This window comes from Saccharopolyspora antimicrobica (genome assembly GCF_003635025.1).
Lineage (GTDB): Bacteria > Actinomycetota > Actinomycetes > Mycobacteriales > Pseudonocardiaceae > Saccharopolyspora > Saccharopolyspora antimicrobica.
This window is the reverse complement of the sequence record NZ_RBXX01000002.1, coordinates 2,580,580-2,604,942: the sequence shown is the minus strand read 5'-3', so window position 1 is coordinate 2,604,942 and position 24,363 is coordinate 2,580,580. Positions and strand designations below refer to the sequence as shown.

The following is a 24,363-nucleotide window of genomic DNA, read 5'->3' as shown; positions in this document are numbered from 1 at the left end:
CGACTTCGGCGCGATGGCCGCGAACGCCTGGTCCCTGGTCGGCGTCGCGCTGATCGTCGCGGCGACCTTCGCCATCGGGATCTGGGGCTCCCGGTCGGCGCGCACCACGACGGACTTCACCGCCGCGCGGCGGGAGGTCCGCGAGGAGCACAACGCCGCGGCGATCTCCGGCGAGTACCTGTCGGCCGCCTCCTTCCTGGGCGTCGCTGGGCTGGTGCTGAAGGACGGCGTGGACGCGCTCTGGTACCCGATCGGCTTCGCCGCCGGATACCTGGCGCTGATGCTGTTCGTGGCCGCTCCGATGCGCCGCTCGGGAGCCTTCACGCTGCCGGACTTCGCGGAGGCGCGGCTGGATTCGCTGCGGCTGCGCTCGCTGTGCACCGCGCTGGTGGTGCTGATCGGCTGGCTGTACCTGGTGCCGCAGCTGCAGGCCGCCGGTATGACCTTGGCCGCGATCGTCGGTTTCCCGTACTGGGCCGGGATTCTCGTGGTCGCGGTGATCGTGCTGGGCACCGTGGCCACCGGGGTGCTGCGCGCGGTCACGCTGGTGCAGGCGTTCCAGTACTGGGTGAAGCTGTTCGCGATCACGGTGCCCGCCTTCGCGCTGTTCATCGTGTTCTTGGGCGGCGCGCAGCGGCAGGCGCTCGACGCCCCCTTGCCGCCGGTCTTCCCGATCGACACCGCGGTCCGCATCGACACCGACGTGCGGCTGACCGTCCGCGAGCCGGTGTGGCTGGCCGACCAGGACGGCACGCTCTACCTGCAGCCGGGCGAGCACACCTTGCGCGCGGGCAGCGAGCTGCGCTTCCCGGCCGGGGCGCCGGTGCCGGTGGTGTCGGACGCGGAACCGGACAACGCCACCTGGCTGCGGCCGGAGCGCGACGGGGCGATCGGGCTGCTGGAGACGTATTCGGTGCTCGTCGCGACGTTCCTGGGCACCATGGGCCTGCCGCACGTGCTGGCCCGCTTCTACACGAACCCGAGCGGCACGGCGGTCCGCCGCACCACGCTGTACGTGGTGGCGATGCTCGGGGCCTTCTACCTGTTCCCGACGATCTTCGGGCTGCTGTCCCGGATGTACGCGCCGCAGCTGCTGGTCACCGGCGAGACCGATGCGGCGGTCCTGCTGCTGCCGAACGAGATGCTGGGCACCGGCTGGGCGGGCGGGCTGCTCGCGTCGATCACCGCGGCCGGGGCGTTCGCCGCGTTCCTGTCCACCTCGTCGGGGCTGGTGGTGAGCCTGGCCGGGGTGCTGTCCTCGCGGGACGTGCTGCGCGGGCGCTCGCTCGACTTCCGGCTGCTGGCGGTGCTGGCCTGCCTGGTGCCCGCGGTGCTGGCGCTGCTGGCGGACAGCCACGACATCGCGCGCAGCGTGGGGCTGGCGTTCGCGATGGCCGCTTCGACGTTCTGCCCGGTGCTGGTGCTCGGGATCTGGTGGCGCGGGCTCACCGCGGCGGGCGCGGCCAGCGGCATGGTGGTCGGCGGCAGCCTGGTGCTGATCGCCGCGCTGCTCGCGTACTTCGTGGGCCGCGTGGAGACCTGGTGGGCGACGCTGATCGGGCAGCCCGCGCTGATCACGGTGCCGGTCGCCTTCGCGGTCACCGTGGTGGTCAGCCGGGCGACCAGGGCCCGGGTGCCCGCCGGGGTGGGGCGCGTGATGCTGCGGCTGCACGCGCCGGACCGGCTCGGATTCCTGGACCAGAAGCTGGTCGCGGAGCCCGCCGACCAGCCCGAGACCCGGGGACGGCACCAGCGCTGAGCGTGATGCTTCCTCGGATTGTTTAGTCCGTTCGTCGGGTTTCGTGCAGAAACTTCGTCACTTTAAGTGAGCTGATGTCTGAACCATTCGGATTCAATAGTCCGAACGGGTGAAATTGTCATATCGAGTTGCCTTTTCATGACTGCGATTGGCCTTCACCAACTTCACTCGATCGTTAGCTTGTGTACTCCTTCCGGGGCTTCACAGTGGTGGGCGAACTACGTAGCGTTCCCGCCTTGAAAGCGATTCAGGCTCGCGTCCCGGCATCCCCGGGGCGGGGCCTTTTTCATCTGGGAGGGACCCCGTGAGCACCACGGACCAAGTCGGGTCCGGGTCCGGTATCGACGCCGAAACCTGGGCAACTGCGCAAAGCAGCCCCGAATTCACCGCCTTGCGGCGCAAACTGCGCAACTTCGTCTTCCCGGTCTCGGCGCTGTTCCTGGCCTGGTACCTGGTTTACGTGCTGCTCGCCGACTACGCGCACGGCTTCATGAGCATCAAGCTGGTCGGCAACATCAACGTCGGGCTCGTGCTGGGCCTGCTGCAGTTCGTGTCGACCTTCGCGATCACGACCTGGTACGTCCGCTACGCCAACCGCAACCTCGACCCGGTCGCGGAGGAGATCCGCGAGTCCCTCGAGGGCGGCGCGACCCCGGCGGCCTCCGAGAAGGGTGACGCCGACAAGGGCGACGCTCCGGTGGAGGACACCAAGAAGAGCGATGCCCCGACGGAGGACGCCGGAAAGGGCGACGCCCCGAGCGAGGATGCCGAGAAGGGCGATGCCCCGGCTGAGGATGCCGAGAAGGGCGATGCCCCGGCCGAGGATGCCGAGAAGGGCGATGCCCCGGCTGAGGATGCCAAGAAGGGCGACGCCCCGGACGAGGACGCCGAGAAGGGCGATGCCTCGACGGAGGACGCCGAGAAGGCTGAACCCGCTGCGGACGACACCGAAGGAGGCCGGGAGAAGTGATCGCCGCGCTGTCCCCGCTGGCCCAGAACGAGACCGCGCAGAACAGCGCGCTCAACATCGGCATCTTCGGACTGTTCGTCGTCGTCACCATGGTCGTGGTGTTCCGCGCCAGCCGGAACACGAAGACCGCCGCCGACTACTACGCCGGCGGCCGGGCCTTCACCGGCCCGCAGAACGGCGTCGCGATCGCCGGTGACTACCTGTCCGCCGCGTCCTTCCTCGGCATCGCCGGGGCGATCGCGGTCTACGGCTACGACGGCTTCCTGTACTCGATCGGCTTCCTGGTGGCCTGGCTGGTGGCGCTGCTGCTGGTCGCGGAGCTGCTGCGGAACACCGGCAAGTACACGATGGGCGACGTGCTCAGCTTCCGGATGAGGGAACGTCCGGTGCGCACCGCCGCGTCGCTGTCCACGCTCGCCGTGAGCTTCTTCTACCTGCTCGCCCAGATGGCGGGCGCCGGTGGTCTGGTGGCGCTGCTGCTGGGCATCACCAGCAAGTCCGGGCAGGCCCTGGTCATCGCCGTGGTCGGCGCGCTGATGATCGTGTACGTGCTGGTCGGCGGCATGAAGGGCACCACCTGGGTGCAGATCATCAAGGCGGCGCTGCTGATCGCGGGCGCGCTCGTGATGACCGTCTGGGTGCTCGCCATGTACGGCTTCAACCTGTCCGGTCTGCTCGGCCACGCCGCCGAGGTCGCCGGGCCGTCCGTGCTCGACCCGGGTGCGCAGTACGGCACGAGCGAGACCAGCAAGCTGGACTTCGTCTCGCTCGGCATCGCCCTGGTGCTCGGCACCGCCGGTCTGCCGCACGTGCTGATGCGCTTCTACACCGTGCCCACCGCCAAGGAAGCCCGCCGCTCGGTGGTCTGGGCGATCTGGCTGATCGGCCTGTTCTACCTGTTCACGCTGGTCCTGGGCTACGGCGCCGGCGCGCTGGTCGGACCGGAGGCGATCAAGGACGCCCCGGGCGGGGTGAACTCGGCCGCGCCGCTGCTGGCGCTGCAGATCGGCGGCCCGCTGCTGCTGGGCTTCATCGCCGCGGTCGCCTTCGCCACCATCCTGGCCGTGGTCGCCGGTCTGACGATCACCGCGTCCGCCTCGTTCGCGCACGACATCTACGCGAACGTGATCAAGAAGGGCAAGGTGGACGACAAGAACCAGGAGGTCAAGGTCGCCCGGATCACCGCGGTGGTGATCGGCATCGTGTCCATCCTCGGCGGCATCGCGGCCAACGGCCAGAACGTCGCGTTCCTGGTGGCGCTGGCCTTCGCGGTGGCGGCCTCGGCGAACCTGCCGACGCTGCTGTACTCGCTGTTCTGGAAGCGGTTCAACACCACCGGTGCGCTGTGGAGCATCTACGGCGGTCTGGCGGTCACGATCCTGCTGATCGTGTTCTCGCCGGCGGTCACCGGCAGCGAGTCCGCGATGTTCCCGTCGCTGGACATCGCCTGGTTCCCGCTGAAGAACCCGGGCCTGATCTCGATCCCGGTGTCCTTCCTGCTCGGCTACCTCGGCACGATCTTCGGCAAGGACAAGGTCAACGAGGCCAAGTACGCCGAGATGGAGGTCCGCTCCCTCACGGGCGCAGGCGCCGAGAAGGCCATCTCGCACTAGAGCTCTTTCCAGGCTCGTTGTGCGTAGCGGTGCGGGTGGCGGAACCTCAGAGGCTGCCTGGCTGCGGGATCCCGTTCTTGTGTATGACCAGTACACGGCGAACGGGCTGTCCTCGCCAGGCAACCTCTGAGAACCCGCGGCGGTGCGAGTTGCGGGGGTGGGGTCATGCGCCTGCGGCGCAGCACCTCCGGAGACGCAGCCTGAGCCGTCGCCGCTGCGGACAATGGCAAAGCGGAGAGGGAACTCGACTTCAGGGTCCGCAGAGCGCCCGTCCGGTTTCGCGCCGGGCGGGCGCTCTGCTGCTCAGGTGGGGACGAGTTCGGACTCGGTGGCGGTGAAGTGGACCTCCCACATGCCCTCGTCGGCCGGTTGCGGCTCGACGAGGGTGATCAGCGTCTGCACGCGGGGATCCGTCATCCGGACGAAGCCGGTGAAGCGGGGCAGTCCGCCGCCGTCCGGAACCTCGGCCAGATGTCCCCATTCGCTGCCGTGCGGCCAGCGGAGAATGGCTCGACTAGACACGGGAACCCCTTTCGGTCGGACCTGAATCGAGCAAGCAAGCGAACCTTCGCACGAGATGATCTTGCTTCGCCAATTTCGAGGGCAGGACCGCCTGAAAGCGTGAACAACCACGAAACAGCCTCGCATTTCGCCTGGTCAAAGCGCTTTTTCCGGGCGCATCGGCTGCCTCGGGCTCCGGTCCGGCCCCGAAGCGGTGACGCCGGTTGGTCCGCGTTCACGACTGACACCGCCCCGGTTCGCTGGTTCCAACCCCGCCAGGTTTCCCGGCCCGGACCGCTCCGATGCCTGGTGTCGCTCGAACGTCCGGTGGAGCCCCACCGCCGGGCGACGGCGCTCACGCGACGAATTCACCGGGCGGGCCTCACGCGGGCGCCACGTCCGGCGTGGCAGCATCGGGGTGTGACTACTCCAGTTCCCGGTCATCAGGTTCCCGGCGTGCAGCCGGAAGACATTCCCGCCCAGCTGCCCGAGGGCAGCGTGCTGCTGGACGTCCGGGAGGACAACGAGTGGCAGGCCGGGCACGCGCCCGAGGCCGTGCACCTGCCGATGAGCGAGCTCGTGGAGCGGCTCGACGAGATCCCGGAGGCCGACCAGGTCTACGTGATCTGCCGGTCCGGCGGCCGGTCGGCGAAGGTCACCGCGTACCTCAACGCCAACGGCTGGGACGCGGTGAACGTCGAGCGCGGCATGAACGGCTGGTCGGCGAGCGGCCGGCCGATGGTGTCCGACGACGGTGAGCCGTTCGTGCTGTGACCCCAGGACCTCCGCGCCCGACCCGGTGGGTCGCCACTCCGCCCGGCGGCCCACCGCGCCCGAAGCAGCGCAAGCAGCCACGCCGCTACAGCGGTCCGCCCGCCTACCCGGCGGTGCCGCGCTGGGGCTTCCCGATGCTGGCGTGGCGCTGGCCGCTCGCGCTGCCCGCGCGCCAGCACGTCAACGCCGAGGTGCGCGCGGAAGCGACGGCCGGAACCGCGCTCGTGACGCTGTGGATCACCGCGGGCGTGGCCGGGCTGGCGACCCTGGCCGAGGGCTGGCGCTACGTCCTGCTGCTGCTGAGCAGGGACGGGGCGCTGGCGCGCACGCCGCTGGCGATCTCCGACGCGCTGGTCAGCACGACCGGGTTCCTGCTGTGGGTGCTGGGTGCGCTGAGCGGGGTGCTGGTCGTGCTGTGGGGCCTGCGGGCCCGCGCTGCGGCCGCGGAGCGCATAGGAGTGCGCAACGCCCGTCCGGACTGGCAGGTGATCGTCGGCGTGCTGGTGCCGGGGCTGAACCTGTTCGTGCCCGGCTCGGCGGTCGCCGAGCTGGAGCACTCGGTGCTGGTCGCCGAGGGCGCCCGGGAACGCGGCGCGCGCCCGTTCCCGACGCTGCGCGTCCGGTTGTGGTGGGCGGTGTGGGTGGCGACGCTGCTGGTCGGCTGGTTCACGATCCTCTGGGGATTCCGCGACACCGTCCAGGCGCTCGCCGACGGTGTCGTCCTGCACACCCTGAACAACGCGCTCGTCACGCTGCTGGCGGTGCTCACCGCGCGGCTGATCAAGTACGTGATGACCCTGCTGGTCGAGCCGGACCCGACCGAGCTCCAGCGCTTCCAGGTCCGCGCGGTGCGCGCGACCCCGCCGCCCCCGCGCGCCGCGCGCCCGGCCTCCGCCCCGCGCTGACAGCGCCGATCGGCACCGCGATGTTTCGGCAGGTGATGGCCCGTGAATACTTTGGGGCGCCATAGCCCCAGAAAGCACTCACGGGTTCTGACCAGGCCGAACATCCAGGCTTGGCAGAACGACTCGCGCGTTGCGTCACAGATGCCGGAACTCGATCGGAGCGGTCCGGATAATCGGCGTCGTGTGGCAGCCGACTCCCGACGTCGTCGCGCACCGGGGAGCTTCGGCGCACCGCGCCGAGCACACCCGCGGTGCCTACGAACTGGCCCTCGAACAGGGCGCCGACGCTCTCGAATGCGACATCCGGGTGAGCCGCGACGGCCACCTGGTGTGCGTGCACGACCGGCGCATCGACCGGACCTCCAGCGCCCGCGGCGTGGTCAGCGAGCTGACCCTCGCCGGGATGTCCGGAGTGGACTTCGGCAGCTGGCACCGCGAACTGCCGGGCACCGCCGACGAACTGGTGAACTGGGCCCGCCCCGATCCGGAGCACGGCGTGCTGACCCTGGACGAGCTCCTCGGTCTCGTCCGCGATCACCCGCAGCCGGTGCGGCTGTTCGTCGAGACCAAGCACCCGGTTCGCTACGGCGGGCTGGTGGAGCACAAGCTCGTCGCGCTGCTCGCGCGGCACGGCCTGGCCGCGCCCGCCGACCCGGAGCACTCGCCGGTGCTGATGATGTCGTTCTCCCAGGCCGCCGTCCGCCGGTTCCGCGCCGCGGCACCGCGGGTGCCGACGGTGCTGCTCTTCGACCGGTTCCGCAGCGCGTGGCGCAACGGCGTGCTGCCGCCGTGGGCCGACATCGCCGGCCCCGGGATCCGGCTGCTCCGCGAGGATCCCGGTTTCGTCGCCCGCGCCGCCGCACTCGGCCGCGACACCTACTGCTGGACGGTCGACGACCAGGCCGACATCGATCTCTGCCACCGCGCCGGCGTGCGGTACCTGGCCACCAACTCGCCCGCCTCGACCCGCTCCCACCTGGATGATTCGGACAGCTCGCGGTTCGGTAGCGTCACGACGACGTAACCGCGAGCGAGGGGATCTGCAGTGTCGAAGCGAACCGCGCCCAAGCCCGAGGCGGACACCGGGATCAAGCCGCGCCAGCCCTGCCCGTGCGGTTCCGGCAAGCGCTACAAGGCTTGCCACGGCGCCGCCGGTGGTGCCGCCGACGTGATCGTGACCAGGCCCTTCGAGGGTCTGGCAGCGGAGTGCGAGCTGATCGCGCTGCGCGAGTTCGTGCCGTCGGCGACGGCGAAGCTGCCGCTGCGCGGCGACGGCGAGATCACCCTGGCGACGGTGCTGCCGATGGCCGCCGCCGGACTGCGCCGCAACGACGACAAGTCGTTCATCGGGCTCCAGGTGCAGACCCACTCCGGGGACATCAGCCGCGACCTGGCCCGCGCCGTGGAATGGGTGCAGGGCGCTGAGCTGGGCGAATCGCTGTCGGTCGTCGGGCCGGAGACCGCCGAGGCCGGTGCCGTGCCGACCCGGCTGCAGGACCTGCTGGACCCGGAGGCGAAGCTCGACGTCGAGGTGCACGAGGACTTCGCCTGGTGGCTGCCGGGCGACGTCGAGCCGACCGGCGAGGTGGCGCTGTCGCTGGAACGTGCGAACGCGGCGATCATGCCCACCGATCGGCTGACCGCCGAAGGTGTGGAATCGGCGTACTGGGTGGATGCGGGCGAGAAGGCGCACCTGCGCTGGGTCCGCCCGGAGCCGGAGGAGAAGCTGGTCGCCGCGCTGGCCCGCCTGTCCGCCCGCGGTGAGCTCGCGCTCGACGACGACAGCCGCTACGCGGGTTCCTTCCGCGCCCACGGCCTCCTGGTGCCGGTGTGGGACCTGGACCGCGAGAAGCACGCCCGCGAGTGGGACGAGCCTGCCGCGCGCCTGGGCCGCCGCCTGGAGGAGGCCCTGGCGTCCCTGGACGACAAGCCGCTCGACGCGGCGGAGCGCCGGGCCCGGGACGGTCTCCGGGGCCGCCAGGTCACCATCCGCTGAACCGTGGATCACCCCGTCGACAGCCGCGGCCGTCGGCGGGGTGATGCCGTTTCAGCGCCTGGTCGCGCCGGAATCGCGCGGGCGGTGCCGGCTTTCGGGCACCTGGTCCGCGGATTGCTGCGCCGATTGGGTGATCGCGGTATTGATGGGGGCAACCCCCGGGTGCGCTGCGGCGTGTTCTCCACGGCGATACCCGAAGTGGACGGGGGTGGACCGGGTGACCGCGCACCTGCCCGCAGTGCCGACCGCCGAGGCGGCCGGCACTTATCAGCGGCAGGCGCGCCGGGGGGACATGGCGGCGACGGAAGACGACTTCGCGGAATTCGTCCGGGTGGCACTGCCCGGACTGATGCGCTACGGCCACGCGCTGACCGGCAACCCGCACGACGCCGCGGACCTGGTGCAGGCGGTGCTGGAGAAGGTCGGCGCCCGCTGGGCCAAGGTCAACCGCAACTGCGCGGACCCGACGGCCTACGTGCGCAAGGCGATGGCGAACACGCACGTCAGCCGCTGGCGCCGCACCCGGCGCGAAACCCTGCTCGCCGACTTCCCGGACATGCCCGCGTACGCGCAGCCGGACCGGTTGGAGAACGAGCCGCTGTGGCAGGCGCTGAGGAGCCTGCCGCCGCGGCAACGCGCCGTGGTCGTGCTGCGTTACTACGAAGGCCTCTCCGAAGCGGAGATCGCCGAGAGCCTCGGCGTGAGCTGCGGAACGGTGAAGAGCCAGGCGAGCAAGGCGATGGCGTCGCTGCGCAAGCGCCTCGGGTCGCTGGAAGGAGGTGACGTGTGATGGATCTGGAGGACGAGCTCAACCGCATCCTCCGGGACGACCGCCTGGACATCCCGGTGCGCACCGGAGCGGAGTGGTCGGTGGTCGCGGGCGCACGTCGCCGCCGCCAGCGCAACAACATGCTGGCCGCCTCCGGAAGCGCCCTCGCGGCGCTGCTGCTGGTCGGCGGCGGCGTGGTGCTGGTCAACCACCAGCCCGAACGACCGCTGCCACCGGCGGCCCCTCCCGTGGTGAACTCGACCCCGATCCCGACCTCGACCAGCGCGGACCTGCCTGCCGTGCCGCCCCCGCACCACCCTCCGGTTCAACCCCCGCAGCCCCCGTACCGCCCCCGGCCACCGCAGACCTCCGAAGAACCCCCGGAGATCCTGAGCACCCAGACCACGGCACCGGCCCCGACGACGTCGAAGCCCACCCAAACCACCCAACCGGACCCGACGACCTCACCGAACGCCACCACCCAAGCCCAACCCCCACCCCCGGCCCAGTGACGCGGTGAAAGTGGCTGTGGGAGCGCCGGTCCTGAAGAAGTGACCGCACGGCACCGAATTTGACGGGGAGAGGCCGTTTCCACGTGCGGTCGCAGCGCATTCCGCCTCCCGCCCGGTTCGCGGTTCCAACCGACGCCGGTCTCCTGCGAACCTTCAGCTGAACTTTTTCCTGACGGTCACGGATTCCCGCCGACGTGTCGTAGCATCGGCCGCGCTGCGCAGAACGTCCGATTTGGGCTCCTTGGACGGCCGCTGCCCAATTGGTTGCACGGAGAAGTTTGGGGGTAGGAGTTTTGCCGCTCGAAAACCTTGCGCTGGCAACGCTGAACGTCCCGGACAGCCCGCAGCTGCGGGCCCGCACGGCCGAGCTCACCCGTCCGGGCGGCGTGGAACTCCAGCTGGCCAACACGTACGAAGCCCGCGATCGGACTGGATTCATCGCGATCGCGGTGAACAGGTCGCGCATGGTGGAGAACGCCTGGATCCGGCCGGGCTGGCCAGATCGGATCCGGCCGGACGCCTTTCCGGCCGTGCTCTACAGCACGTACATGACCGCGGTGCAGCGGGCACTCGCGGTCGAGCTCGCCCACCGTCCCGTGCAGCAGCCGAGCGCACCCGCACCGGACGACGCGTACGTGGATCCCGCGGCGCTGTCACTCGAGGAGTGGGTTCGCAGGACCAGGTCCCGGCTCGACGCCATCGATGCGGAGTACGACGCGATCCGCCGCCGGCAGCAAGCTCCGCCGCCGGACGTCACCGAGATCCGCAGTCCGCTCGGTTACCTCACCATGCAGATGCGCCGCGGGGGTCCCATCGCGATCACCGGGGACCCGCAAGCGCTGGACAACCCGTCGAGCACCGTCCTGGCGGACGAAATCCTGCAGTTGTTCGGCCGGGCGGGTCTAGGAGTCGCGCTGGGGGAGCCTTCACCTCCGGTGCACCCGCAGGACGACACCGCCGGTGAGGCGAGGGAGAACTGCTACGAGAGCAGAGTGGCGGAAGACGACCACTTCGCAGAACTCAACGATTCCGGATGGTTGGAATGACGGGCTACAGAGCTGTTACTGGACAGATTCGAGACGAAGCCAAGTTGTGGCAGGACAAGGCGGCGGAAACCGAACCAATCCTTCAGGCAGTGAGAGATGCGTACTTGTCGCCTCCCGCGTTCTTCGTTGGTGATCTCATGACTCTCGTGCCGGGGGCGGCCAATGCGGCTCTCGAGGCCATGTACTACGAAGAATTTCGCGCTTTCATGGAGAGGATCCTCCAGGAGGCGACCGCTGAGTTCCATCAGATCCATGGTTCTTTGCGCATGATCGCCGATGAGTACGAGAGAACCGACGGGATGAATGAGGTCGATATCAACAAGGCGTACGGTTCATAGGATTGGTGACCAGCATGCCCGTTTCCGAAGATCTGATCGGCCCGCTCGGCCAAGCGTTCAATGGACTGGAGGAAAAGACTCAGGAGAGCGTTGACAGGTTCAATGCCGCTGTTGCCCACATCAATGAGTGGGGATTCATTCTCGGGCCGTTGGTGGCTTCCATCGAACCGGCCATCGAGTTTATCCGCGCGAAACTCTCGGAGTTGGTGAAGCTTGTCAGGACGGCAGTGGAACACCACACGCCCGTCGTGTCCCTCATTGTGCAGTCATTCAGCTGGACTGAAAATGTCCAGAAGCCGGTGAACAACCTAACCCATACGTTCGGGAACCGTCTCTACGACTGGGAAGGGAAAGCGAGCAGCGCGTATAAGGACAAGGCGGGCAAGCAGAACGAGGCGATCGGGGCGGTCGCGAACAAGGCGGACCAAGTCGGTAGGTGGCTCATCGATATCGCCCAGTACAACGTCGATTACATGGCCGAGTTGGCCAAGATGGTGACTGGTTTCCTGGGAGCGCTCGTCACCGCTTCGCTTGAAACGTCGACCGTCGTAAACATTCCCTTCGCGGTCAGTGATCTGGCAGGTGCTGTCGGCGATGTTGTCGCCAAGTCCCTCGACAACTTGGTGGGAATTGCCAAGAGGTTCGTGGCGGCGCTCAGCAAGGTCCGGGACCTGATCAGCTACATGACGGATCAGAAGCTCCCCCGAGGTCACTGGCCTCAGGCGGTCGAAGGCTGAGTTCTTGTCGATGAGTAGGGGTCATGAGTAGTAAATCAGTCTGTTCTCGAAAGCCGTCTGTTGTTGGGTTGTTGGCTGTGGCGATGCTGTTCGCCGGTGGTTGCTTCGGCCCGGCGATCGAGCCGTTCGAGACGCCTGGGGGCAGCGATTCGAGTCCGTCGTCGCCGAGTGGCCCGCCTCTCGGGCCGGTCAAGTACGACTTTGCGGATTTTCCAGGTTGCCTGGAGATTCAGCAGAAATTGCCCGAGCTGAAGATGTTGGACGGCTCGCCCGGTGAAGATGCGACGGGTAGTCCGTCGCGGGTGTGCTCCTTTATGCCGGTGGAAAGCGGTGCTGTCGTCATCGGCTTCGAAGCTCGGCTGTACGGAGGCCGGGAGAATGCGGACGGATTCCAGTCCGGGGCCGAGCGTGCGAAGGTCAGCTTCAGCGAGCATGCGCTGTCAGAGGTTGAAGAGGATCGCGGCGTGGGGGTTGGTTCGGCAGCGCACTGGACTCGCTTCGTGGAGGGCGGTGGCTGCACGATCCAAATTCTCGACGAGAACGCGGTGATTACCGCTACATACTATGATCCGCCTGCTGGGGACTTCGACCCGCGCAGCGAGGAGTGCCGTGGAGGCGCGCGTGAGGTTGCGCGGAAGTTCTACGCCGCTGTGCAGCCGCGGTGAATCCGGGCAGCGCGGGCGGAGGTGAGCGCCGCCTGGGGTTGCCCAGGCGGCGTTGCCGCTACCTCGAAAGGGGCCCTCAGACGGAGCCGCCTGCGGCCTTGGGGGCTGTCGCGTCCGCTCCTTCGTCCCCGACCGTTTCGCGGGCCAGGAAGTTCTCCACGTCGAAGAGGTTGCCCTTGGCCCGGTCGACCACGTTGAGCAGGGTCGACATCTGGGAGACCTCTTCGACCTGCTCCTTGAGGAACCACTGCATGAACTGCTCGCCGAGGTAGTTGCCCTCCTCGCGAGCCGTCTTGGCCAGCGTCTCGATCTCGCGGGTGACCTCGCGCTCCTGCTCCAGGGCGAGCGCGACGAGCTCGCGGGTCTCGTTGAAGTCGTTGCGGACCTGCTCGATGGCGGGGATGATCGGCTTGATGTCGTTGTCCATCAGGTACTGGACGATCATCATCGCGTGGTTGCGCTCCTCCAGCGCCTGCCGGTAGAAGTGCCCGGCCAGCTGCGGCAGGTCGTTGTCGTCGAACCACACGGCGACGGCGATGTACTGGTGCGAGGCGGTGAACTCGTTGCGCACCTGCTCCTGCAGCAGGTGCTCGAACTTGGATTCCTTGTGCTGAATCTTCTTCGCGGTGGCGGTCATGCCAATCAATATACTCTGGAATCAATCCAGATACATTCCAGGGAAGCCTAAGTGAATTGCGGTTAGCCTAAGGTTCGCACAATTAACGAAGGCAACCCTGGGTAAATTCAGGCAAGCCAAACCTGACCTGTTTCCGCTGGTAGATGGCTCAGCGTAGGTGTTCGGGGTTGGAGTTGCGCATGTCACCACCAATTCGAGTGATCACCTTTCGGCAAAAGGCGCCTCCAAGCGACTCATTCGCTGGGAGACGCCTTCACCGGCTACCCGATCAGGTGATCGCGGGGAGTGGGGCGCGCGTGATCGGGCAGGACATGCAGCGCGGTCCGCCGCGGCCGGAACCGAGTTCCGAACCCGAGATCCGCAGCACTTCGATGCCCGCTTCCTCCAGCCGGGCGTTGGTCTCGGCGTTCCGCTCGTAGGCGACCACCACGCCGGGGGCCAGCGCCAGCGTGTTGTTGCCGTCCTCCCACTGCTCGCGCTCCGCCGTCACCGGGTCCAGGCCGGTGTCGATCACGCGCAGGTGGTCGATCTCCATCGCTTCCGCCGCCGCCGTCAAGAACGGCGTCGGGCCGGACACCTTCAGCTCGTCGCCCGCCGGGCGCAGCGTGTAGGCGCGCAGCGAGTGCTGGATGGCCGGGTACATCACCACCGCGTCGCGGTCGACCATCGTGCAGACCGTGTCCAGGTGCATCGACGCGCGGGCCTGCTCGATCGGCACCGCCAGCACGGTGTGCGCCAGGTCGTCGGCGAAGACCGAGCGCGCGAAGGACTCCGCGCCGGCCGGCGTGGTGCGCTCGCCGACGCCGATCGCCACCACTCCCGGCGCGAGCAGCAGCACGTCGCCGCCCTCGACGGGGGCGGAGTGCGCTCCGTACGCGCGGGCCGAGTGCGAGAAGCGCGGGTGGTAGGCGTAGATCAGGTCGGTGAGGGCCGATTCGCGGCGCCGCGCGGGCATCGCGAGGGCGGCGATGGCGACCCGGTCGCCAACCCACACCGACGAGTCGCGGGTGAACAGCAGGTTCGGCAGCGGTTCGATGGCGAAGTCGTGCGGTTGGTGCATGCGGCGGACCAGCGACTGCCCCTCGGCCGCGGGCAGCTCCTCGAAGGTCATGCCCGCGATGAGGATCTCGGCGAGCGCGGCCTCATCCACAGTGGACAGGTGGGAGCGCAGGGTGTCGGCGATGTCGGAGCCCAGCCTGAGCTCGTCGACGCCGCTGAGCACGGCCGCCGCCCGCGCCCGCGAGTCCTGCAGCGCGTCGGTGAGGACGTCGCGCAGCAGCAGTACTTCAACGCCTCGGCCGCGCAGGACCTCGGCGAAGGCGTCGTGCTCCTCCTGCGCGCGATCGACCCACGGGATCGCGTCGAACAGGAGCTGGTCGTTGTTGCGCGGGGTGAGCCGCTTCAGCTCCGTGCCCGGCCGGTGCAGCAGCACCGCGTGCAGCGGCCCGACCTCGCTCTGGACGTGTGGTTCGGTCACGATTCGCAGCGTAGCCACGACGACGCAAAACATCTGCACTCGACGCGTTTTTCGATGGATCGTTAACGGAAACACCGTTGCGACCATCAGAACGTTGCGTAGAACGCCCGGATCGAAGCGCCTGCTCCGGAGCTCCTCCGGTGGGTGGCCGCGCAATTTCAATTGAAATCACACCTCTGATTTCAATTGAAATTGCACTCCTACGGCAGCCAGGTGACGGTTCCGCGGAGGGCGGCGTAGCCGACGAAGGCGACGACGTCGATCAGGGCGTGGCCCACGATCAGCGGCCACAGGCGGTTGGAGCGCTGCCAGATCCGCCCGTAGACCAGGCCCATCACGACGTTGCCGACGAATCCGCCGATGCCCTGGTACAGGTGGTAGCTGCCGCGCAGCACCGCCGCGAACCACAGCGCCCGGTTCTCCGACCAGCCCAGCTGCCGGAGCCGGGTCAGCAGGTAGGCCACCACCAGGACCTCTTCGGCGAAGGAGTTGCCGAAGGCGGCCAGCGTCAGGACCGGCGCCCGCCACCACGCCTCGTCGAGCGTGGACGGCTGCACGGTCAGGCTGAGGCCGAGCGCGTGCGCGGTCAGGTAGAGCCCGAGCCCGGGGATGCCGATCAGCGCCGCGAGCCCCACGCCGCGGACGAAGTCGCTGCCCGGGCGGGTGCGGTCGAGGCCCACCCGCCACAGCGCGATCCCGCCGCGCCACAGCAGGTACGCGCCCAGCGCGCCCCAGGCGATCAGCCGCGCCACGTTCGTCAGCTGCTGGAGCATGTCGAGCAGCCCCAGGTCGGCGCGAGGGACGTTGATCGCGGCGTGCTGGTCGGCCAGCGGTTCCGGGCGCAGCAGCGCGTCGAGCAGGGACAGCAGGCTCTGCAGGCCGGACATCCCGAGCGTCACGGCGAACACCACGACCAGCTCGATGGTGATCGCCTTGCGCTCCCGGCGGTCGGTGACGACGGCGGGGTCGCCGGGGCGGGCGGGGGCCAACCAGGCGCGCATGGTGCTCACGCGACGAACCTACCCGGGCCGGTGACGGCCCCCGTCCGGTCTGGCAAAACCGGGAAACCCGAGCCGGAACTGCCCGCGCGGCGGTGGCGTCGGATCGGTGACGGCCCGGCGGAGGTGGGCATGGACGTGTTCGTGTGGGGTTCGGCCGACACCGGACGCGCGGTGCGCGTGCTGCAGGCGGTGCGCGGGTTCGAGGCGCTCGACGGCCCGGTGGGCGCGGCCGACCTGTTCGGCGTGCGCGACGGGGTCCTGGTGGAGCTGCGGCACAGCGATCCGGGCGGGTTGCAGGTGCGGTTCGTCGACGGGACCCGGCCCGGGCGGGCGGCGGTCGTCGCGCGCTCGTTCCTGTGGATGATCACCCGCCGCGGCGGCGTCGACGAGGCGCTGCTGGTGGGCCCGGGAGAGACGCGCCTGCGGTTCCGCAACGGCCGGATCCAGCACCTCGAACCCCTCGACTCCGAAGCCGTCCAGGACGACTGACAGTGCTTGAGCAGGCGCAACGGATCAAGCGGATCTGTTGTCTTTGAAGCGGCGAAGCCGCTTGGCCCCACCCTCGCAACCGGCGCCGCCGCGGGTTCTCAGCGTTCGCCTGGCGAGGACGGCCCTGACGCTGTGTATCGGTCATACATGAGTCGGGGCACCCGCAGTCCAGGCGGGCGCTGAGGTTCCGCCACCCGCACCGCCACGCAGAAAGAGTTCGTCGGACCGGATTTCAGGCGGAGCGTTGTTGGGCGAGGAAGGGGCAGCCGACCAGGCGGCGCAGCTCCGTGCCGAGGTTCTCGGTGGTCGTCACCGGGCGGGAGAAGGCCAGGCGGACGTCGTGGTCGCCGTCGGTCGACTCCACGCGCAGGCGCAGGCCGTACTTGTCCAGGCCGAGCGGGCGGATGTGGCCGCCGCGCAGCTTCTCCGGCAGGTGCCTGCCGAGCAGGCCGACGACGTCCCGGTGCGAGAGCTCCAGGTGGCGCAGCCAGGAGTCCTCGTGCATGCAGAACGGGTCGGGCTCGGCGGCCTGGAAGTCGGCGGGCTCCACCGAGCTGGTGCCCTCCGAGTCGGCCAGCACCAGCGACGCCGACTCCAGCTTCAGCACGGTCGCGCCGTGCCCGGCGTCCAGCAGCCTCGGGTCGGGGCGCTCTTCGGCGACCGCGAGCACCTCGGCGCGGGCGTCGGCGCCCTGCAGCAGGCTCATCCAGCCGGTCAGCCACAGCAGGCCGCGCACCGGTTCGCGGAGCCGGACGGGCGTCGGGTCGGCGACCTCCAGCACCGCGGCGAGTTCGCTGCGCGGGGCTTGCCAGGCGGTGGAGATCAGCGGGTGGTCGTCGGCGAGCAGCACGGTGGCGGAGCCGTCCGCGTGCACGTGGTGCAGCAGCGGCGCGACGCGCGCCGCTGTTTCGCCGGACGGCAGCAGCGCCGCCCGGCCACCGCGCTTGGCGATGCTCCTGGCCCGCTCCGCCGGGCTCGGCGTGGCAGGTCTCCGGGTCCTCGTCTCGCTCACCGCTCACCTCCAACTTAGGCAAGCCTAACTTACCTTCACGGGGTCTGGAAGTGCTCCGCTCGGGGGAACTCGCCCCGAACTGCCGCCCACATGCTCTTAGTACCAGCTGGAAGGCCGCAGCGGGAGGCGATCTCGCGCAGTGGGGGAAGGGTGCCGTCAGCCGATGTCGGTGCTGGGTGGATGATGAGGTCTGAACCAGGCGAGGGAGGAGCCCATGACCCCGCCAGACGTCCGTTTATCGGGCACCTTTGTTCACTGGCTGATACGGCATTAGCGTGTCAGCCGTGTCAAGCGCTGTTGAGCTTCGCGCGCCCGGTCCGCGCGGCATCCCGCCACTGTTCGCCCGTCTGGTCGACGACGCCTCGTTGTTCCCGCCGGGAGCGCCTGCCGTCCCGCAGGTGGTGGCCGACCACCTCGAAGCGCGCGGCGGCGCCCTCACCGGACTGCTCGGGCCGATCCTGTGCCAGGCCTCGCGGCTCGCCGAGCTGATCACCGAGCTGGCCAAGGCCAAGCCGAGCGCGCCGGTGCCGCTGTCGCTGGTGTGCGACACCGGGCTCGGCGGCGTGCCCAAGGCGCTGTCGATCATCGAGGGCCGCCAGGAGCTGCTGGCGCTGCGGATGGTGGAGATGCCCGCGCCGTCGGACGTCGACGACATCTGGCTGGAGCGGGTGTCGGAGTTCGTGCCCGAGGACATCATCCGGGTCGTCGAGCCGCGGCGCGGCGGCGACGGCTGGCTGGACGGCATCCGCCGGGTGGCCGAGCACGGTTGCTGGCCGAAGCTGCGCTGCGGCGGGCAGACCGCCGAGTCGGTGCCGTCGGTCGACGTGGTCACCGACTTCCTGGCCGTGGCCGCCAGCCTCGACGTGCCGTTCAAGGCCACCACCGGGCTGCACACCGCGGTGCGCGGCACCGATCCGGAAACCGGGTTCACCAACCACGGCTTCCTCAACCTGCTGGTCGCGGCCGCGCGTTCGCTGTCCGGCAAGGACGTGCGGGAAGCTCTGGCCAGCACCGACGGCGCCGCGCTGGCCGAGGAGGCCAAGGCGCTGTCCGACGACGCGGCGAACGCCGTCCGCGACGTCTTCGCCTCCTACGGGGCACGATCGTTGAAGGACCCGGTCGTCGAGCTCGAAGGATTGGGACTGCTTTGACCTGGATCGAGGATCCGGAGTTCGCCCCGGACCAGCCGTTCGGACCGCAGACGCTGCCCTACGGGGTGCTGGTGACCGGCAGCGGTCCGGTCGTCGCGGTGCGGGTCGGCAGGCACGCGCTGCCGCTGCGCGGCGTCGCCGAGGCGCTCGGACCTCGACTCGCCGAGCTGGTCTCGGCCGATTCCCTCGATACGCTGCTGGCGGCCGGTCGTGAGCGCTGGCAGGAGCTGCGCGAGCGGCTCACCGAGATCGTGTCGGCCGACCGCGCGCCTGCCGGTGCGCGCCTGGTGCGCACCGACTGGCACACCCTGGTGCTGCCGTTCGCGGTCGCCGACTACGTCGACTTCTTCTCCTCGCGGCACCACGTGGAGAACGTCAACCGCATCCTGCGCCGGACCGCCGCGCCGGTGCCGGAGAACTGGACGCACATGCCCGTCGGCTACCACGGCCGCGCGGGCACGGTGTACGTCTCGGGCACCGACATCCACCGCCCGAGCGGGCAGCGCAAGGCGGCCGGCGACCTGCACCCGGCGTTCGGGCCGACCCGGCGGCTGGACTTCGAGGCCGAGGTCGGGTTCGTCTGCGGCGGGGAGGCCGCCACCCGGGTGCCGACCGCGGACTTCGCCGAGCACGTGTTCGGCGTGGTGCTGGTCAACGACTGGTCGGCGCGGGACGTCCAGGCCTGGGAGTCCGAACCGCTGGGGCCGTTCCTGGCCAAGTCCTTCGCCACCTCGATGGCCGGCTGGATCACCCCGCTGGCGGCCTTCGAGGACGCCCGCATCCCGCTGCCGGAGCCGGACCACGTGCTGCAGTCCTACCTGCTGGAGGCCGAGCCCTGGGGCCTCGACCTGCAGCTGGAGGTGCGCTGCAACGAGACGGTGCTGTCCCGGCCGCGCTTCGAGCACATGTCGTGGTCGCCCGCGCAGCAGCTGGCGCACCTGACCGTCAACGGTGCCCCGGTGCGGCCCGGCGACCTGTTCGCGTCGGGCACCGTGTCCGGGCCGCAGCGCGAGCAGCGCGGCTGCCTGCTGGAGCTGACCTGGGGCGGTGCCGAACCGATCACCCTGCAAGACGGCGAGCAGCGCACCTTCCTCCAGGACGGGGACCGGGTGACACTGCGGGGGACCGCGCCCGGGCCCGGTGGAACGGTGATCGGGCTCGGTGAGGTGACCGGCACGGTGCTGGCCGCCGCTCGGAGGTGACGCGATGGCCCCACCAACCACCCCAGAACCGATCCGCACCCCGCTCGGCGCGCCCCGCGACTCCCAGCCCGTGGCGAAGGAGAGCTCGCTGACGCTGGAGCGCGGGCTGAGCCTGCTGCAGGCGGTGGCGGAGTCGGAGAGCGAAGCGCCGACGATCAGCGACCTGGCGGCGACCGTGGGCGTCAGCCGCGCGGCCGTCTACCGGCTGCTCGGGCCGCTGCAGAGCCGCGGCCTGGTGCGCCGGGAGGGTTCGAAGGTGCGGTTGGGCCTCGGCGTGCTGTGGCTCGCCGGGCGGGTGCTGCCGCAGCTGCGCGTGGCGTCGCTGCCCGCGCTGCGGGCGCTGGCGGAGCGCGTCGGTTCGACGGTGCACCTGACCGTCGCCGACGGCAGCGAGGCGCAGGCCGTGGCGGTGGTGGAGCCGTCGTGGACCAGCTACCACGTGTCGTACCGGGTGGGCAGTCGTCACCCGGTGCACCGCGGCGCGGCCGGCCGCGCGGTGGACCTCCCGCCGGGCGGACCGCGGTGGATCGCCAGCAGCGGCGACCTGCAACCGGGCGCGTTCGCCGTGGCGGCGCCCGTGCGCGGGGTGCCCGGTCTGCGCGCCAGCGTCGGAGTGGTGGCTCTGCAGCCGCTGGTGCCGGAAGAGATCGGCCCGCTGGTCCTGGAAACGGCGGAATCGGTGGCGGAAGCCCTCCGCTGAGGTCCGCTCCGGACATTCTTTTCGCGCCGGTTGCCTGGTGAGGTGTTCTCCCAGTTCGACGCGGGTTTCCGCGCGCCGGAAAAAGCAATTCTCCACTGTCTTCCGGTGCATTGTTTCCGCAGGTCAGAGGGTTATGTGAACAACGTGTTCATGTTTGCTCGGCGGGAGATCGGCGGGGCAGGATGAATCGTCTTCGAGCGCTCGACATCCCGACCCGATTCGTCGAGAGGACGTAATGACGCCCTTGTGTCAACCGGAGTGCTGTTCAACCGCACCTCAGGGGACCGTGATGCAACCCAGCCACAAGAAACCGCAACACGGGAGATCAACGCCCAACGCGACCACCACTGAAAATCGCGGAGAGGCGGAAAGGACTGCGCATGACCATCCTGATCACCGGAGCCACCGGGAACGTCGGCCGCCACGTCGCGCGCCGGCTGGCGGACGCGGGCGAGCCGGTGCGGGCGCTGACCCGCGACCCGCGGGCCGAGTTCCCCGCCGGGGTGTCGGCAGTGCGCGGTGACCTCGCACGACCGGACAGCCTGACCGAGGCGTTCCGGGGCGTTGAGCGGCTGTTCCTGTTCCCCGTGCCGGAGACCGCGCGGGAGGTGGTGGCCGCCGCGGAGCGGGCCGGTGTGCAGCGCGTCGTGGTGCTGTCGTCGGGCGCGGTCACCGGCGGTTTCGACACCCACTTCCACCTGCCCGTGGAGCAGGCGGTGGAGGCCTCCGGGATGGCGTGGACGCACGTGCGGCCCGGCGAGTTCGCGCTGAACAAGCTGTGGATGTGGGGTCCGTCGATCCGCGCCGAAGGCGTCGTGCGGGACCCGAACCCGGACGCCGTGGCCTGGTACCCGACGCACGAGCAGGACATCGCGGACGTGGCGGTGGCGGTGTTGCTGGCCGACGGGCACGACGGCCGTGCCTACGACGTCAACGGCCCCGACCTGCTCACCCACCGCGAGCAGGTCGAGCTCATCGCGGAAGCCGTCGGCCGGGAGATCCGCATCGCGGAGGTCACGCCGCACGAGGCCCGGGAGTTCTACCGGGCCCAGGGCGGCTTCGCCGCGGCGAACGCCGACTTCCTGCTGGGTTTCGAGGACTACTCCGGAGCGGAATCCGACCCCTCGGCGCTCGCGGACTTCGACAAGTCGGCGGTCCCGCCGATGCCGACCTCGGCACCGGTCACCGGCCGCGCCCGCGGCTTCGCGGAGTGGGCCCGGGACCACGCGGCCGACTTCGTGCGTGCGATCTAGGCCGCTCGGGGGTATTCCGAGCCCCTCGGGCGCCTGTGCGGGCGGCCGGGTCCTTTCCGAGTGCTTTGGAGGCCCACGGATGACACGGCAGATGACCACCGAAATGCAGCAGTGCATCGACATGTGCCACAAGTGCCACGACATGTGCGAGCGGATGCTGTCGCACTGCATGGAGAAGCGCAGCGACGAGGCCATGCAGATGAGCATGGTGATGATCTCCTGCGCGGACATGTGCCGGATGTGCGCGGACATGATGATGCGCTGTTCGAGCATGGCGAAGGCCAGCGCGGACATGGTGCAGATGTGCGTGCGGATGTGCGGCATGTGCGCCGACATGTGCGACATGACCGCCGAGATGTGCCGCCGCATGGAATCGCGGGAGATGGCGGAGCTGGCGGACATGATGAACCAGTGCGCCTCGATGTGCCGTCAGATGACCCCGCAGGCGATGCAGCCGGCGTGAAACCGTTCCTCCCGGGTCGCGTTCGCCAAACGCGGCCCGGGAGGTTCATTCGCCGCCGCCGTCGCCGTCACCGCCCCCCGAAGTGGAGGGGCTGGGAATCGCACTGGTGAGTGCACTGGTGGCGCGGAGGAGGCTGGGCGGCACATCCCCGAACTGCTTGGTCTTCAAGACGGTCCGGACGCTGAGCCCGCGCCGCATCTCGCTGCTGAGCCCGTCGGCGTTGGCGAGCTGGGTCAGGACGAAGGTGCGCCCGTCGAAAGGGCGATGACCTGCGATGCTGGCGTGCAGTTCGGCGAGCAGCGCCTCCCGCGCGCCGGGGTGCGGGAAGTAGCGGTCGGGTTTTCTCCGGGATTCGGGTGGCGCGTGAGCCAGCAGGCCGCGGGCGAGCAGCGCGGACCGGTGCTGGTTCAGCGCGTCCGAGCTGCGATGGCGGGCCCAGCTGGTCACGGTGACCGGTTTGGACTTGGCGGCTTGCCGTCGTACGAGCCCGTTCAGCACCTCCTCAGCCCAGACGAGTCCGGTGCTTCCGGAGTCGACCAGTTCGATCTTGCCGGACCCGATGAGCACCGCGCGGCCGAAGAGCCGGCGTTCCTTGTGCCAGATCCGGATCTTGCCGCGCAGCAGGAGTTCACCGAGCTCGGCCGCCGCGCAGCCGAAGCTCGTCGCGGGTTCGTACCTGACTTCTCCGGTTTCTCGCTGGGACAGCAGGACGAATTCCTCTGGCAGGGAAAGCGGCAAGGGCACATCCACGCGGCTCAGTTTCGCAGCTCGTCTCGATGCGCGTGCTCGTTCAGCGGAAATCGCTGCCCTTTCAGCCTACACCGGTCGTCGCTCCGGGCAGTTCCGCGCCGGTGCCGGTGGAGCCGTCGAAGATGCCCATGCGCTGGAACTCCGGCCAGAGGTCGGGCCAGGGCGCGCGGGGTCCGCTGGCCAGCCAGATCGTGGTGCCCTCGTAGTAGGTGTCCACTGCGAGCCCGGTGTCCACTGTGGTCATCGGGCGGACTTCGCGGAAGTGCTGCAGCAGGTAGTCGCGGGTGCCGCCGACGTAGAGCACCTGGCCGCCGCTCGGCCGGCTCAGGTGCCAGAAACCTCGGCTCCCGCTGTGCACTCCGGTGATCCCGACCGCCGGGCCGTAGTGGTGCAGCGCGCTCGCCGACCAGTAGTCGTGCGTGATGACCTCGGTGCCCGGCGGCGTGCTGCGGTGCGCGTCGGCGACCGCGGCGGTCAGCTCGGGCCAACCGATGCTGCCCCGGGCGAACACGTCGTGCTTCGGGATCACCGGCATCGGCAGGATCGGGAGCGCAGCGATCGCTATGACGGCGGAGGCGGCGTAGGCGGTCCCGACGATCCAGCGGCGGATCGGTCGGTGCTCCCACTCGACCGCCGCCACGGCGTAGAGCAGCCCGAACAGCCCGGCGACGTAGTACGGTCGCCCGTCGACGGCGGCGAACGCCAGCGCGATGCCGATCGCGGCCCAGCCCAGGTAGCGGTACGGGCTCAGGTGCGGGGCGCGCAGCAGTCGCCACGTGCCGAAGCAGACCGCGACGGCGCCGACGAGCCCGGCGCAAGCCACGGCGAGCGGGAGGGTCAGCCAGCCGGTGGAGTTCTCGGACGCGACCGTGGCGGGCATCTGCAGCTGCGGCCAGCCGTTGGCGTGCTGCCAGAGCAGCGTGGGTGTCAGGGTGAGCGCGCAGAGGACCGCGCCGCACCAGAGCGTCGGGCGTCGCAGCAGGTCGCGCGGGCCGGTCAGCAGCGCGGCGATCCCGACACCGAGCCACAGGACCGGGATCAGGAACTTGACCTGCAGCGCGACCGCGGTGACCGCGCCGGCCCAGAGCAGCAGCCGGTCGTCGCGCAGCCGGGTCCACCGCACCAGCAGCCAGGTGGCGGTCGTCCACAGGACCGGATCGATCGACCAGGTGGTGAGCATGTGCCCGGCGCTGGCGAACTGCGCGGTGACCGCCCAGGTCCCGGCCGCCGCGATCTGCGCCCGGCGGCCGCCGCCGAGCTCGCGCGCGATCAGCGCGGTGACCACGACGCCCGCCGCCATGGCGAGCGCGGCCGGAGAGCGCAGCACCACGAGCGAACCGGGCGCTAATCGGTCCAAAGTGGACGCGAGGAGCGGTATCAGCGGCGGCTGGTCGGCGTAGCCCCAGGACGGGTGGTGCCCGGCGGCGATGAAGTAGAGCTCGTCGGCGAAGTACCCGTAGCGCGGGCTGACGAGCACCAGGACCGCGGCCACCGCCGAAGCGATCAGCAGCACCGGGCGCCAGGCCATCGGGTGGAGCGCGGAATCGGCTTTCCGCAGAACGGTTCTCGCGAGCACGGTGGTCATGTGCGGACCCCTTTCCGGGCGTGCGGGGGCAGCACCTGAATTCGTCGAATTCAGGCGT

Annotated in this window: 25 protein-coding genes and 1 pseudogene; 19 read left to right on the top strand and 7 right to left on the bottom strand. The window is 69.7% G+C overall.

The genetic code is table 11. From position 1 onward, the window contains the following. The first annotated feature begins 13 nt into the window (after window positions 1-13). The 3 genes and pseudogenes from ATL45_RS12820 to ATL45_RS12810 all read left to right on the top strand — a co-directional run bounded on the left by ATL45_RS12820 (window position 14) and on the right by ATL45_RS12810 (window position 4,342). A complete protein-coding gene (locus tag ATL45_RS12820) occupies window positions 14-1,759 on the top strand; it encodes a sodium/solute symporter (protein ID WP_093151460.1) in 1,746 nt (581 codons plus the stop codon). A 304-nt stretch (window positions 1,760-2,063) separates the two neighbouring features. Then, window positions 2,064-2,408: pseudogene (locus ATL45_RS39620) on the top strand (DUF485 domain-containing protein); the annotation flags it as partial. 317 nt (window positions 2,409-2,725) lie between these two features. Next, a complete protein-coding gene (locus tag ATL45_RS12810; RefSeq protein ID WP_500691063.1) occupies window positions 2,726-4,342 on the top strand; it encodes a monocarboxylic acid transporter in 1,617 nt (538 codons plus the stop codon). A 303-nt stretch (window positions 4,343-4,645) separates the two neighbouring features. Here ATL45_RS12810 and ATL45_RS38415 read toward each other — a convergent pair whose 3' ends face one another. Beyond that, the gene (locus ATL45_RS38415; RefSeq protein WP_143121606.1) at window positions 4,646-4,864 is read right to left on the bottom strand and encodes a hypothetical protein; all 219 of its coding nucleotides are present in this window, start codon (window positions 4,862-4,864) and stop codon (window positions 4,646-4,648) included. Between the two features lie 435 nt (window positions 4,865-5,299). On the opposite strand from ATL45_RS38415, the gene ATL45_RS12805 reads away from it, so the two are divergent. The 10 genes from ATL45_RS12805 to ATL45_RS12760 all read left to right on the top strand — a co-directional run bounded on the left by ATL45_RS12805 (window position 5,300) and on the right by ATL45_RS12760 (window position 12,585). Continuing rightward, on the top strand, window positions 5,300-5,617 hold the full coding sequence (locus ATL45_RS12805; RefSeq protein WP_093150458.1) for a rhodanese-like domain-containing protein: 318 nt from the start codon (window positions 5,300-5,302) through the stop codon (window positions 5,615-5,617). Continuing rightward, window positions 5,614-6,522 carry a DUF4328 domain-containing protein gene (locus ATL45_RS12800; protein ID WP_093150456.1) on the top strand — a complete coding sequence of 303 codons (909 nt, stop codon included), beginning with the start codon at window positions 5,614-5,616 and terminating at the stop codon, window positions 6,520-6,522. The genes ATL45_RS12805 and ATL45_RS12800 overlap by 4 nt, the downstream gene beginning before the upstream one ends. Window positions 6,523-6,703: 181 nt before the next feature. Next, a complete protein-coding gene (locus ATL45_RS12795; protein ID WP_093150452.1) occupies window positions 6,704-7,546 on the top strand; it encodes a glycerophosphodiester phosphodiesterase in 843 nt (280 codons plus the stop codon). Window positions 7,547-7,567: 21 nt separating this feature from the next. After that, window positions 7,568-8,518, top strand: a complete 951-nt coding sequence (locus ATL45_RS12790; RefSeq protein WP_093150447.1) for a DUF5926 family protein — start codon at window positions 7,568-7,570, stop codon at window positions 8,516-8,518. A gap of 217 nt (window positions 8,519-8,735) precedes the next feature. Further along, window positions 8,736-9,308, top strand: coding sequence for a SigE family RNA polymerase sigma factor (locus ATL45_RS12785; RefSeq protein ID WP_439332452.1), 573 nt, complete (start codon window positions 8,736-8,738; stop codon window positions 9,306-9,308). Then, window positions 9,308-9,799 carry a hypothetical protein gene (locus ATL45_RS12780; RefSeq protein WP_093150442.1) on the top strand — a complete coding sequence of 164 codons (492 nt, stop codon included), beginning with the start codon at window positions 9,308-9,310 and terminating at the stop codon, window positions 9,797-9,799. Before ATL45_RS12785 ends, ATL45_RS12780 begins: the two co-directional genes overlap by 1 nt. A gap of 293 nt (window positions 9,800-10,092) precedes the next feature. Further along, a complete protein-coding gene (locus ATL45_RS12775) occupies window positions 10,093-10,845 on the top strand; it encodes a hypothetical protein (RefSeq protein WP_093150438.1) in 753 nt (250 codons plus the stop codon). After that, window positions 10,842-11,183 (top strand): hypothetical protein, encoded by a 342-nt coding sequence (locus tag ATL45_RS12770; RefSeq protein ID WP_121505334.1) that lies wholly within the window; start codon window positions 10,842-10,844, stop codon window positions 11,181-11,183. Before ATL45_RS12775 ends, ATL45_RS12770 begins: the two co-directional genes overlap by 4 nt. A 5-nt stretch (window positions 11,184-11,188) precedes the next feature. Continuing rightward, window positions 11,189-11,920 carry a hypothetical protein gene (locus tag ATL45_RS12765; RefSeq protein ID WP_143121605.1) on the top strand — a complete coding sequence of 244 codons (732 nt, stop codon included), beginning with the start codon at window positions 11,189-11,191 and terminating at the stop codon, window positions 11,918-11,920. 77 nt (window positions 11,921-11,997) lie between these two features. Beyond that, entirely contained in the window at window positions 11,998-12,585 is a 588-nt protein-coding gene (locus ATL45_RS12760) for a hypothetical protein (RefSeq protein WP_093150430.1), read from the top strand. Between the two features lie 76 nt (window positions 12,586-12,661). Here ATL45_RS12760 and ATL45_RS12755 read toward each other — a convergent pair whose 3' ends face one another. The 3 genes from ATL45_RS12755 to ATL45_RS12745 all read right to left on the bottom strand — a co-directional run bounded on the left by ATL45_RS12755 (window position 12,662) and on the right by ATL45_RS12745 (window position 15,700). Further along, the gene (locus ATL45_RS12755; protein ID WP_093150427.1) at window positions 12,662-13,222 is read right to left on the bottom strand and encodes a ferritin; all 561 of its coding nucleotides are present in this window, start codon (window positions 13,220-13,222) and stop codon (window positions 12,662-12,664) included. A 268-nt stretch (window positions 13,223-13,490) separates the two neighbouring features. Then, a complete protein-coding gene (locus ATL45_RS12750) occupies window positions 13,491-14,699 on the bottom strand; it encodes an arginine deiminase (protein WP_235863453.1) in 1,209 nt (402 codons plus the stop codon). Between the two features lie 200 nt (window positions 14,700-14,899). Next, the gene (locus ATL45_RS12745) at window positions 14,900-15,700 is read right to left on the bottom strand and encodes a CPBP family intramembrane glutamic endopeptidase (protein WP_093151449.1); all 801 of its coding nucleotides are present in this window, start codon (window positions 15,698-15,700) and stop codon (window positions 14,900-14,902) included. A 129-nt stretch (window positions 15,701-15,829) separates the two neighbouring features. Here ATL45_RS12745 and ATL45_RS12740 point away from each other — a divergent pair, with 129 nt between their 5' ends. Then, window positions 15,830-16,189 carry a hypothetical protein gene (locus ATL45_RS12740; RefSeq protein ID WP_093150424.1) on the top strand — a complete coding sequence of 120 codons (360 nt, stop codon included), beginning with the start codon at window positions 15,830-15,832 and terminating at the stop codon, window positions 16,187-16,189. Between the two features lie 232 nt (window positions 16,190-16,421). On the opposite strand, the gene ATL45_RS12735 is transcribed toward ATL45_RS12740, so the two are convergent. Then, entirely contained in the window at window positions 16,422-17,201 is a 780-nt protein-coding gene (locus ATL45_RS12735) for a DUF2470 domain-containing protein (RefSeq protein WP_093150423.1), read from the bottom strand. 284 nt (window positions 17,202-17,485) lie between these two features. Here ATL45_RS12735 and ATL45_RS12730 point away from each other — a divergent pair, with 284 nt between their 5' ends. From ATL45_RS12730 to ATL45_RS12710, 5 genes are all read left to right on the top strand, one after another. Beyond that, window positions 17,486-18,352, top strand: coding sequence for a hypothetical protein (locus ATL45_RS12730; RefSeq protein WP_177241938.1), 867 nt, complete (start codon window positions 17,486-17,488; stop codon window positions 18,350-18,352). Then, window positions 18,349-19,554, top strand: coding sequence for a fumarylacetoacetate hydrolase family protein (locus ATL45_RS12725; protein WP_093150419.1), 1,206 nt, complete (start codon window positions 18,349-18,351; stop codon window positions 19,552-19,554). The genes ATL45_RS12730 and ATL45_RS12725 overlap by 4 nt, the downstream gene beginning before the upstream one ends. A 4-nt stretch (window positions 19,555-19,558) precedes the next feature. Next, the gene (locus ATL45_RS12720) at window positions 19,559-20,254 is read left to right on the top strand and encodes an IclR family transcriptional regulator (protein WP_093150415.1); all 696 of its coding nucleotides are present in this window, start codon (window positions 19,559-19,561) and stop codon (window positions 20,252-20,254) included. Window positions 20,255-20,634: 380 nt separating this feature from the next. Continuing rightward, complete coding sequence (locus ATL45_RS12715; RefSeq protein ID WP_093150412.1) at window positions 20,635-21,507, top strand: NAD(P)H-binding protein; 873 nt, start codon at window positions 20,635-20,637, stop codon at window positions 21,505-21,507. 91 nt (window positions 21,508-21,598) lie between these two features. Continuing rightward, window positions 21,599-21,970 (top strand): four-helix bundle copper-binding protein, encoded by a 372-nt coding sequence (locus ATL45_RS12710; RefSeq protein WP_147452912.1) that lies wholly within the window; start codon window positions 21,599-21,601, stop codon window positions 21,968-21,970. Window positions 21,971-22,015: 45 nt separating this feature from the next. Here the strand turns inward: ATL45_RS12710 and ATL45_RS12705 are convergent, their stop codons facing one another. Continuing rightward, window positions 22,016-22,708, bottom strand: a complete 693-nt coding sequence (locus ATL45_RS12705; RefSeq protein ID WP_170210227.1) for a GOLPH3/VPS74 family protein — start codon at window positions 22,706-22,708, stop codon at window positions 22,016-22,018. Window positions 22,709-22,781: 73 nt separating this feature from the next. Next, window positions 22,782-24,305, bottom strand: a complete 1,524-nt coding sequence (locus ATL45_RS12700) for a glycosyltransferase family 39 protein (RefSeq protein ID WP_246025309.1) — start codon at window positions 24,303-24,305, stop codon at window positions 22,782-22,784. Window positions 24,306-24,363: the final 58 nt, after the last annotated feature.